The 10,172-nt window shown below is 72.7% G+C and carries 9 protein-coding genes; 3 read left to right on the forward strand and 6 right to left on the reverse strand.

Going from position 1 to position 10,172, the window contains the following annotated elements; all coding sequences use genetic code 11:
• Nucleotides 1-4 precede the first annotated feature (4 nt).
• The 3 genes from ligD to ACFV1L_RS21500 form a co-directional block, all read right to left on the reverse strand.
• Nucleotides 5-1,000: a non-homologous end-joining DNA ligase gene (ligD, locus tag ACFV1L_RS21490; RefSeq protein WP_380368018.1), complete on the reverse strand. Its 996-nt coding sequence runs from the start codon at nt 998-1,000 to the stop codon at nt 5-7.
• A 326-nt stretch (nt 1,001-1,326) separates the two neighbouring features.
• Entirely contained in the window at nt 1,327-2,457 is a 1,131-nt protein-coding gene (locus ACFV1L_RS21495; RefSeq protein WP_380368019.1) for a hypothetical protein, read from the reverse strand.
• Between the two features lie 163 nt (nt 2,458-2,620).
• A complete protein-coding gene (locus tag ACFV1L_RS21500) occupies nt 2,621-2,986 on the reverse strand; it encodes a peptidoglycan-binding protein (RefSeq protein ID WP_380368021.1) in 366 nt (121 codons plus the stop codon).
• Between the two features lie 229 nt (nt 2,987-3,215).
• Between ACFV1L_RS21500 and ACFV1L_RS21505 the strand changes: the two genes are divergently transcribed.
• Nucleotides 3,216-4,280, forward strand: a complete 1,065-nt coding sequence (locus ACFV1L_RS21505) for an ATP-dependent DNA ligase (protein ID WP_380368023.1) — start codon at nt 3,216-3,218, stop codon at nt 4,278-4,280.
• On the opposite strand, the gene ACFV1L_RS21510 is transcribed toward ACFV1L_RS21505, so the two are convergent.
• The gene (locus ACFV1L_RS21510) at nt 4,253-5,227 is read right to left on the reverse strand and encodes a TetR/AcrR family transcriptional regulator C-terminal domain-containing protein (protein ID WP_380368024.1); all 975 of its coding nucleotides are present in this window, start codon (nt 5,225-5,227) and stop codon (nt 4,253-4,255) included. The genes ACFV1L_RS21505 and ACFV1L_RS21510 overlap by 28 nt on opposite strands.
• A gap of 169 nt (nt 5,228-5,396) precedes the next feature.
• Here ACFV1L_RS21510 and ACFV1L_RS21515 point away from each other — a divergent pair, with 169 nt between their 5' ends.
• Nucleotides 5,397-6,614, forward strand: coding sequence for an FAD-dependent monooxygenase (locus tag ACFV1L_RS21515; RefSeq protein ID WP_380368025.1), 1,218 nt, complete (start codon nt 5,397-5,399; stop codon nt 6,612-6,614).
• 22 nt (nt 6,615-6,636) lie between these two features.
• On the opposite strand, the gene ACFV1L_RS21520 is transcribed toward ACFV1L_RS21515, so the two are convergent.
• Entirely contained in the window at nt 6,637-7,470 is an 834-nt protein-coding gene (locus tag ACFV1L_RS21520) for a hypothetical protein (RefSeq protein ID WP_380368027.1), read from the reverse strand.
• Nucleotides 7,471-7,631: 161 nt separating this feature from the next.
• On the opposite strand from ACFV1L_RS21520, the gene ACFV1L_RS21525 reads away from it, so the two are divergent.
• A complete protein-coding gene (locus ACFV1L_RS21525; RefSeq protein WP_380368028.1) occupies nt 7,632-8,873 on the forward strand; it encodes a hypothetical protein in 1,242 nt (413 codons plus the stop codon).
• A 297-nt stretch (nt 8,874-9,170) separates the two neighbouring features.
• On the opposite strand, the gene ACFV1L_RS21530 is transcribed toward ACFV1L_RS21525, so the two are convergent.
• The coding region (locus tag ACFV1L_RS21530) for a chitinase (RefSeq protein WP_380368029.1) at nt 9,171-10,172 on the reverse strand (1,002 nt) is incomplete at its 5' end.

Here is a 10,172-nt window from a genome sequence, read left to right on the forward strand (position 1 = left end):
GGCGTCACTTCTTCGCGCGGCTGGGCTGCACCCGGCGCGGCTCGCCCGGCATCTTCGGATGGTCCGGCGGATACGGCAGGTCGCCCGCGTCCTGGTGCGCGTACAGCTCCAGGACGCGGTCCAACGAGGCCCGGTGCTGCTCCATGTCGGCGTGCGGGTCGCCGAGTTCGGCGAACCGCTCGGGGAGGGTCCGCAGCGTGAAGTCGGCGGGGGAGACCTGCTCCAGCTCCTCCCAGCGCAGCGGGGCGGAGGCGGTGGCCTGCGGGCGCGGGCGCAGCGAGTACGGGGAGGCGATGGTGCGGTCCCGGGCCATCTGGTTGTAGTCCACGAAGATCCGCTCGCCGCGCTCCTCCTTCCACCACTTGGTGGTGACCTCGCCGCCGGTGCGGTGCTCCAGTTCGCGGCCGAGCGCGATGACGGCGTGCCGGCAGTCGGTGAACGTCCAGCGCGGCTCGATCGGCACGTACACGTGCAGGCCCCGGCCGCCGGACGTCTTCGGCCAGCCCGTCAGGCCGAACTCCTCCAGGATCGGCCGCAGTTGGAGCGCCGCACGGACGGCGTCGGCGAAGTCCGTGCCCGGCTGCGGGTCGAGGTCGATGCGCAGCTCGTCCGGGTGCTCGGTGTCGTCCCGGCGCACCGGCCACGGATGGAAGGTCAGGCATCCGAGATTGGCCGCCCACAGCACGGCGGCCTCCTCGGTCGGGCAGATCTCGTCGGCGGTCCGGCCCGACGGGAAGGCGATCCGCGCGGTCGGCAGCCACTCCGGAAGGCCCTTCGGCGCGCGCTTCTGATAGAAGAACTCGCCGTCCACCCCGTCCGGGAACCGCTGCAGCGTGGTCGGCCGGTCGCGCAGCCCGCGCAACACGCCCGGCGCGACCGCGAGGTAGTACTCGGCGACGTCCCGCTTCGTGTACCCGGGCTCCGGGTAGTACACCTTGTCCGGGTTGGTCAGCCGAACCGTCCGGCCGCCGACCTCCAGTTCCACAGCAGCAGAAGCCATACCCCCACGCTAGGCGCGCCCCGCCCCCACGCCCCGCCTTGCACCCCGCCCGGCGTGGCGGACCCGGACCCGCCCGGAAGGCGAGCCCGCGACATCCCCGCCTTCCGGCGAGGCGCGGCGGTGTGCCCCGAAGAGGCGACGAGGCCGAGGATCAGTGCCGAAGGCCGAGACGCGACCCTCGACCGGACGGGACTGAACGGACTGGCTGTGCGTCCGAGGGAGATCGGCGCCAGGGCCGCCGTCGGCAGAACGACCCCCGCTGCCGGCGGCGGCTACCGGGACACCGGCCTCGTCGTCCCGCAGCTATGACAGGGCCGTTCCGACGGCTAGTGGGCGAGGGCCGGCTCGAAGCCGGTGACGGTGCCCGGGTGGCCCGTCGTGTCGCCGACGGTGCCCGGCCAAATGGTCACCTGGCCGGCCGAGTTCGCCCCGTACAGGTCCGGGGTGCCGTCGCCGGTCAGGTCGCCGACCGAGCCGATCACGGGGTAGGCGGTGGGGTCGATGCCGGTGCCGATGACGGTGCCCTGGGCGGGGTCGGCCAGGGCGGAGACGTCGACGGCGCAGTTCTTGGCGGGGTTCCTGGTGATCGGGTAGGTGAGGATCCGGCCGGTGCTGCGCTCGCGGGTCCACAGGGTGGCCTGCGAGGTGGTGGTCGTCGTCCCGGCGGCGTCGGTGCAGGTGGTGGTGCCGTTGGCCGGGCCGGGACCGATCAGGTCGTAGTCGCTCCAGTCGAGGCCGGAGAGCAGGGTGTCCGTCGTGGCGAGCGGCCTGGCGATGTTGGGGCCCGGCGAGAACAGCCAGAGCTTCGTGCCGATCACCGCGACCAGGTTGGTCCTGGCCGGGATGCTGGTGGTCTCGTTGGTGACGGAGCCGACCGCGAGGACCTGGGTGGCGTTGCTCCAGTCGGTGCCGAGTTCGGACGGGCAGGTGATGGTGGCGCCGCCGCCGTCGAGGCAGGTGACCGGACCCTGCGTGGGGGTGCCGTTGAGGAAGAACGCGGTGCGGATGGCGAATGGGGAAGGGTGCCGGTAGAGGACCATGCGAGGGTCGCCGGCCGCGTGGGCGATCAAGTCGTCGGGGGAGCTGCCGCTGAGCAGTGAGCTGTGGTGCGTGACCTGGACGCCCTGCCAGGTGCCGGTGGGCGAGTTGACCGCGGCTGCGACGATCCGGCCGGTCTCGGCCGTGTCGGTGGTGTTCTCGATGGCGCGGAGGTTGCCGGCGCTGTCCGGAAGCAGGATGTCGGGGTGCCCGTCGCCGGTGACGTCGCCGTAGGGGATGCCCTGGTCCACGAGAGCCGTGGCGGGAGAGGCGTCGAGGCCGGTCGCGCCGGCGGCCGGGATCCCGAGCAGACCGAGGCCGAGGGCGCCGGCGGCGAGCAGAGCGGTGAGGCGCGGCAACTGCCCTGCGCCGGCGGCGGAAAGGCGTGGCTCGCGCAGGTCGGAACGTCGAATGGGCATGTGTCGTACCCGATTTCTGTGAGGCGCCGACCGGGTGGAAGGCAGGAATTCCTCGATGTTCTCCAGAAGGGGCACGCATGTGAAGAGTCAATGTCGTCATATGCCTGGAATCTCCATTTCGAGATCCGGTGAAGATACCGTGACGACGCGTCAATGGTGCGACTCAGGACGGCGGGTACGGGTCGTAGCAGTCGCCGACCGGGTGGTAGAGGGCGTCCCAGGTGCCCGCGCCGATGACGCCGTCCTTGGTGAGGCCGTGGCAGCCCTGGATCCACTTGATCTTCGTGCGGGTGCCGGCGCCGAAGTTGCCGTCGACGGTGAGTTTTGGGACGCCGTTCCAGATGTTGCTCAGGCACTGGGCCTGCTTGACGGCGGAGCCGGTATCGCCGTAGCGCAGGGTGGGCCGCGTTCCGGAGGAGACGTAGGAGCAGGTGGCGGCGGAGGCGGTCGGCGGGGCGACGAAGCCGGCGAGGCCGAGGGTGAGGGTGGCTGCCAGGAGGGTGCCACCGGTGCGGCGGTTCGGGAACAAAGCGGTCCTTTCGTGTCCGGAGCGACCCGGAGCGGTCAGGCAGCCGAAACCCTAGGGCGGCGCCCGCATCACGGGAAAGGGCGCATGCGGAGTATTTTCGGGGCGCGCGGGGCATCGCGACCGCGCTTTCCGGGCGGAAGAGCCGACGGCACACGCCGGACGAGCCGACGACACGCCGGGAGGTCCGACACGCCGTGGAGCGGGCCGTCGGGCGGGGACCATCGGTGGCATGGAGCTACCCGTGATGCCGCCGGTCCCGCCGATGCTGGCGAAGGCCGTGGCCGCGATTCCGGCCGGGATGCAGTACGAGGCCAAGTGGGACGGGTTCCGGGCGATCGTGTTCCGGGACGGCGACGAGATCGAACTGGGATCGCGCACCGGCAAGCCGCTGACCAGGTACTTCCCGGAGGTGGTGGAGGCCGTCCGGGAGCAGTTGCCGGAGCGGTGCGTGGTGGACGGGGAAATCGTCGTCGCGCACGACGGGCGGCTGCACTTCGAGGAGCTGCTGGAGCGCATCCACCCGGCCGCGTCCCGGGTCCGGGCCCTCGCCGAGCGGACGCCCGCCTCGCTGGTGGCGTTCGACCTGCTCGCCCTCGACGGCGACGACCTCACCGGCCGCCCGCTGGTCGAGCGCCGCGCCGAACTCGCCCACGCCCTCGCCGACGCCGCCCCGCCCGTCCACCTGGCCCCCGCCACCACCGACCTGGACACCGCCCGCGCCTGGTTCTCCCGCTTCGAGGGCGCCGGCCTCGACGGCGTGGTCGCCAAACCGCTGGACGCCCCCTACCGGCCCGGTGAACGCACCATGTTCAAGGTGAAGCACACCCGCACCGCCGACTGCGTGGTGGCCGGCTACCGCGAACACAAGAGCGGCCCCGTGGTCGGCTCCCTGCTGCTCGGCCTGTACGACGGGGACGGCCGGCTCCAGCACGTCGGCGTCAGCGCCTCCTTCCCGATGGCGCGCCGGGCCGAACTCGCCGAGGAACTCGCCCCGTTGCGCCTGGACACCGACGACCTGACGGGCCATCCGTGGGCGGCCTGGGCCGACGAGGACGCCCAGGCGAGGAACCGGCTGCCCGGCGCGGTCAGCCGGTGGACCGGCAAGAAGGACCTGTCCTGGGTGCCGCTGCGCCCCGAGCGGGTCTGCGAGGTCGGGTACGACCACATGGAGGGCACCCGGTTCCGGCACACCACCCATTTCAAGCGCTGGCGGCCCGACCGGACCCCGGAGAGCTGCACGTACGCGCAGCTGGAGGAGCCGGTCTCCTACGACCTGGGCGAACTGCTGGCCTGAGCGCCCGCCCGCGGCAGCAGGGCGGCGAAGCCGTCCAGCAGGCGCTGCAAACCGAACTCGAAGAGCTGGTCGAGGTCGAAGTCGTAGCCCTCGCGGGTCAGCCGGGCGAAGGTCGGGTGGTCGGCGACCAACTCCGTGAACCGCGCCTCCTGCTGGTCCATCCAGGCCTCGGCGTCCTGCCCGCTGGCGGCCTCGGCGGCGGCCTCCATCTCCAGGTTGAGCGCGGTGCCGCGGACGTAGTTGAACAGCGTCAGGTACGCGGTGCACACCGTCTGCACGTCCAGGCCCTCGGCGACCAGCGCGGACAGCACCCACTCGCCGAACGGCAGTGCGCTGGCCACCGGTTGGGGCCGGGTCACGGACAGCGCGGAGGCCAGCCACGGGTGCGCCCGGAACAGCTTCCAGAGCCGGCGGCCGGCCAGATCCAGCCGCCGCCGCCAGGGCAGCGCCGTCTCGGCGGGGGAGAAGGAGACGGCGGTGAAGACCTGCTCCATCATCAGGTTCAGCAGGCCCTCCTTGTCGGGCACGTGCCGGTACAGGGACATGGTGGCGGCGTCCAGTTCGGCCGCGACCCGGCGCATCGACAGCGCCTCCAGGCCCTCCGCGTCGGCGATCGCCACCGCGGCGGCCACGATCCGATCCGTCGTCAGAGCGCTCTCCGCGGCCGGCCGGCGCGGGATCTGCCGCTCGGCGGCGGCTGCGGCGGAGGGGCGGGCCGGCGCCGGACGACCGGCCGCGGCGGCCTCGGCGACCACCGTGCCGACGCCCGGCACCGGCCGGACCAGGCCCTGGCCGCGCAGTTCCGCCAGCACCTTGGAGGCGGTGGCCATCGCCACGTTCCACCGGCGGGTGATCTCCCGGGTGGACGGCACCCGGTCGCCGGGCCGCAGCTCGCCGCGCTCGATCCGCTGCCGCAGTTCGGCCGCGATCTGTTCGTAGCGGTCCACCCGCCCCACCTCCGCACTAGTGCACCGACCGGCCCATGCTAGCTGCCGGAGCCCCTCGGGCACCAGGGTGGGAGCGGCGTCCACATGTCCTGGTGCACTAGTGCAGGCGTCCTGAAGGTGTCTCCAAATCCGTTGCGCAGTGCGGTGCGTACGGCGTACGTTCGGTGTCATGAAGAACGCAGACATCCTGGTGTCCGGCGGCGGCATCGCCGGGCCCGCGCTGGCGTACTGGCTACGCAGGGCAGGCTTCCGTCCCGTCGTGGTGGAGCGCGCGCCCGCGCCCCGGCCCGGCGGCCAGTCCGTCGACCTGCGCGGCGCCGGACGTACCGTCATCGAACGGATGGGCCTGCTCGACCAGGTCCGGGAGGTCGCGGTCGACCAGCGCGGCATCGCCCTGGTCGACCGGCAGGGCAGGCACCTCGCCCGACTGCCCACCGAACTCTTCGGCGGCGAAGGCATCGTGTCCGACCTCGAAGTGCTCCGCGACGACCTCGCCACCGTGCTGTACCGGGCCACCGCCGACGACGTCGAGTACCTCTTCGACGACACCGTCACCGCCCTCCACGAGGACGCCGACGGCGTGCACGTCAGCTTCCGGAACGCCCCGCCCCGCCGCTTCGACCTGGTGGTCGGCGCCGACGGCCTGCACTCCACCGTCCGCCGCCTCGCCTTCGGCCCCGAGAGCGAACTGGTCTCCCCGCTCGGCTGCTACACCGCCTGGTTCACCGCCCGCACCGAACTGGACCTCGACGGCTGGTTCCTGATGTACAACGCCCCCGGCGGCCTGGTCGCCACCGCCCGCCCCGGCCGGCGCCCCGGCGAGCTCAAGGCCGGCTTCGGCTTCCGCTCCGGCCCGCTCAGCTACGACCGCCGCGACCGCGCCGCCCAGCAGCGACTGCTCACCGAGCGCTTCGCCGGCCGCGGCTGGGAGACCGACCGGCTGCTCGCCGCGATGGCCGACGCCGAGGACTTCTTCCTCGAAGCGCTCGGCCAGGTCCGCCTCGACACCTTCACCCGCGGCCGGGTCGCCCTGATCGGCGACGCCGCCTGCTGCCCCACCCCCCTCACCGGACTCGGCACCAGCCTCGCCCTGGTCGGCGCCTACCTGCTGGCCGGCGAACTCGCCACCGCGAACGGAGACTTCACCACCGCCTTCGCGCGCTTCCAGGAGCGGATGAAGCCCTACGCCGCCAAGGCCCAGGACCTCCCCCCGGGCGGCGTCGCCGGCTACGCCCCCAACAGCCGCGCCATGATCGCCCTCCGCGCCACCTCGATGCGCTGGATGACCCGCCGCCCCTTCCGCTCCCTGATGGAGGCCCAGGCGGCGAAGGCGAGCGACGTCGAACTGCCCGACTACCGGAACGTCCCGGCAGTGCAGGGGAGGTGAATCGAGACCCGGGGCGGGTCGGTCACGGGGCGGTACACAGCACCGTGGCCAGCAGGGTGCGCTCGTCCTGGCCCGTGTTCATGGCCCAGACCGTCCAGCCCGTCGCCGTCGGGATCGAGGAGGTCAGGAAGGCGTTGTCACCGGCCGTTCCGCCACCGCTGAGCGGCACTTGGCCGCCGGGGCACTCCGCGTGGGTCGTTCCCGCGGTCCCGGGCGCCAACTTCACGATCAGGCTGGGCTGCCAGGAGGGCTGTGCGTCGGAACAGATGACGGAGGTCCGGAGGTACGACGGGGGAGCGGCAGGGTCGTAGTCGGTGTACTTCGCCGCGGTGCTCCACGACCGGATGTCGCCGGAGGAGGAGTCCTCGGCGAAGGTGCTGGTGCCCGCGTCGAATCCGCCGCCCACCGCGAACTTGGTGTTGTCGCAGCTCGCGATGCCGGACACCGGCTCCCCGGGATCGAGGGCCACCTCGTTCCCGTTCTGCACGGTGAGGCTGCTGTCCGTCGAGCAGACCACGTGGGGATGGACGGTCTGGACGTCGGGACTCGCGTTGTAGACCATGACCCGCCAGCCGTTGGCCGTCGGGTGCAGCTCCGACCTTCGGACGAAGACCGGGCTCCGGAGGTCGGACTCGACGGTCGCGCCCCCTCCGGTGGGTGTCGTCCCGTCAGGGCAGAACGCCGCCACCGTCCCCTCCCGGCCCGGGAACAGGACCAGCGGATGGCCGGGCGCCTGGACGACGCCGCGGGGCGCGGAAGCCGACGCTCCGTCAGCGCGGGCCGACGGCGCGGCCAGTGGAAGGGCAGCGGCAAGGAACGCGCCGGCCGTCAGGGCCGTGGTGCGGAAGCGTCTCACGTCGGTCTCCTCGTGGTGCGGGTGGGAGGAGGCGTTCCCTGTCGGAGGACCGTTCGCCCGCCGATCGTCCGGATGCGCCCGATCGTTCACCCGGCCGGACAGAGCTGCGCCCCCAGGGGCGGAGCGGGCGGTGTCGCAGGCGCGCGGCATGATCGTCCGTCATGCGCTGCGACCTCTGCGACCACGACCTCGCCACCTTGGACCTGCCGCCCTCCCGGTGGTACCGGGAGATCCGGATCTGCACGTGGTGCCGGGCGGTGGTCAGGGTCGGCCTCGACGGCAGCATCGTCCGCCAGGGCTACAGCGCGTGGGACCTCCGCTGGGAGGCGGCCCGGACCGACATGCTGCCGGAGCCCCGCCGGCACGCGTACGGCTACTTCCGGCGCACGCTCTGCGGGATCGAACGGCCGGACATGTCCGGCTCCCCGTTCGGCATGTGGGGCGGCGAACCGGACGAGTGCCCCGAGTGCACCGCCGAGGCCCTGGCCGTCGACGCCCGGTGGCCCGAGGACCGGCGCGAGGACCCCGGCCGCACCCTGCTGCCGGCCTCCGGTCCCGGGCCCGTCCACCCGTCCGAGCGCGACCCGCTGCCGGACGAACTCGGCCACCCGGACGTCCCGTTGCCCGAGCCGCGGTGGAGCCCGCACACCCGGGTGCTCGCCGAGCGGCCGACCGCCCCGGCAACGGACCGGCACCGCACCCTCGGTGACGGGCCGTCGGCGCTGCGCCTCCCGGTCTGCTGGGCGGGGTACGGGATCGGCCTCTACCGGCCGTACGACGGCGACGGCCGGACCTTCGCCTGGCTCCAGGCCTACCCGCCGGACCGTGTCCCGCCGCTGGACGAGGCGCGCTTCACCGGCGACTACGCGTGGTTCGGCGAGACCGGCGAACCGCTGGAGCACCGCACCGCCGTGACGGACCCGATCGCCGCCGAACTGGCCCGCGACGGCCTCCGGCTCCCGGCGGACTTCGTGGCGCTGATCACCCGCGCCCGCCTGCACCGCTGCCTCGACCGGGTCGGCGGCGGAGCGTGGACGGACGTGAGCGCGGCGGTGCCCAGCCCGCTCGACCCGGCCGACAAGATGGTGGCGTTCCTCCGCGACCAGCAGAGCTGCTTCGTCCGGTACCTGTACCTGCACCACAGCGGCCGCTCGGCCGTGGTCGGTTCGGGCCGGGACTTCACGGTCGAGTGGGGAGTCCGCTACGGCCCGGACGGCGAGGTGGTCGCGCCGCCGCGCCCCGAACTGTTCTGGACCGCGCCGAGCACCGAGGTCTTCGCCTACCGGTTCCTGGCCGAGGGCAGCCTGATCGACGCGATCGAGGAACGCGCGCGGCCGGCGGAGCTGGACCCCGAGCACCTCGCCTACCTGGCGCACTACCGGTCCGGCGCGGGGGGCGGGTGAGGGGCGCTGAGGGGCGAGCGGGGTGGAGGGCGGGGGCGGGGATGCCGACAGGGGGAGTGACCCCCAGTGAGAGGCAGCGGTGGAATGAAGCAGGTCGTCCTGGCCGTCGCCGTGTTGGCGTTGGCCGTGCTCGGGCCGGTGGGCACGGTGGCGGCGCCCACGATCGCACCGGCCGGGGGCGTGCCGGCCGCGGGCGCGTCGCCCGGCGGGGGCACCGGTTCTGACGGCCCGTGAGAGATGCGGGGCGGCCCCGGTCTTCGCGGGGGAGACCGGGGCCGCTCGTGGTGGCGTGGTGCGTCAGCCGGTGAAGCCGGCCGTGATGGTGCTGAACTGCCAGTCGTTCTGGGCGATGCCGGAGCAGGTCTCCTGGAGGCCGCCGCCCGCGCAGCCGCGGTCGCGGTTGACGGACCAGAACGCCAGGCGGGCGATGTGGTTGGTGTTGGCCCAGTCGCGGATCGCGGTCCAGTTGGCGATGGTGGTGGTCTCGTTGTTGTCGCTGAGGCCGTTCATGCCGGAGATGCCCAGGTGCGAGTACGCGGTGGCGTCGTCCCAGCCGTAGACCGACTTCAGCTTGTTCTTCAGGCCGTTCGCCGCGCTGACGGTGGCGGCGTACATGTCGGTCGAGGCGTTGCCGAAGTCGAACGGCATGATGGTGAAGACGTCGATGTCCGCGCCGAGGGCCTTCGACTGCTCGATCAGCCGGTTGCCGGGTGTCGTCGGGCCGCTGATGGCGGTGCCGAAGGTGACGATCGTCCGGATGCCCGGGTTCTTCTGCTTGACGATCTTCAGCGCGCCGAGGATGCGGTCCTGGACGGTGTAGTTCTCGAACTCGTCGGTGTTCTCGATGTCGATGTCGATCGCCTTCAACTGGTAGGCGTCGATGACCTTCTGGTACGCGCCGGCCAGCGCGGTGGCGTCCGCGCAGTTCGGGCCGAGCTTGTTGCCCGACCAGCCGCCGAAGGACGGGACGACGTCGCCGCCGGCGGCGCGCACCGCGTTGATGGTCTGCTGGTCCACGCCGTTCAGCAGCGGGCGCTGGCTGTCCCAGGTCGGGTTGCAGCCGTTCTGCGCCAGCACGAACGCCAGCGTGAACCACTTGATGCCGCTGGCGTTCATCACCGTGGTCGGCGACGGCGGGTTGCCCCACCCGTTGTACAGGTACGGCGCGGCCTGCTTGAAGCCGCTCGGCGTGCCGCCGCCGGACGTGGTGGTGACGGTCAGGGAGTTGGAGGCGGCGGAGGTGTTGCCGGCGGCGTCGTGGGCCTTGACGGTGAAGGTGTAGGCGGTGGAGGCGGTCAG

This window comes from Kitasatospora sp. NPDC059646 (genome assembly GCF_042734615.1).
Taxonomy (GTDB): Bacteria; Actinomycetota; Actinomycetes; order Streptomycetales; family Streptomycetaceae; genus Kitasatospora.

Coding starts and splice junctions, on each gene's coding strand:
- ligD (WP_380368018.1), bottom strand. CDS start 1,000: ATGGCTTCTGCTGCTGTGGAACTGGAGGTCGGCGGCCGGACGGTTCGG.
- ACFV1L_RS21515 (WP_380368025.1), top strand. CDS start 5,397: ATGAAGAACGCAGACATCCTGGTGTCCGGCGGCGGCATCGCCGGGCCC.
- ACFV1L_RS21505 (WP_380368023.1), top strand. CDS start 3,216: ATGGAGCTACCCGTGATGCCGCCGGTCCCGCCGATGCTGGCGAAGGCC.
- ACFV1L_RS21495 (WP_380368019.1), bottom strand. CDS start 2,457: ATGCCCATTCGACGTTCCGACCTGCGCGAGCCACGCCTTTCCGCCGCC.
- ACFV1L_RS21525 (WP_380368028.1), top strand. CDS start 7,632: ATGCGCTGCGACCTCTGCGACCACGACCTCGCCACCTTGGACCTGCCG.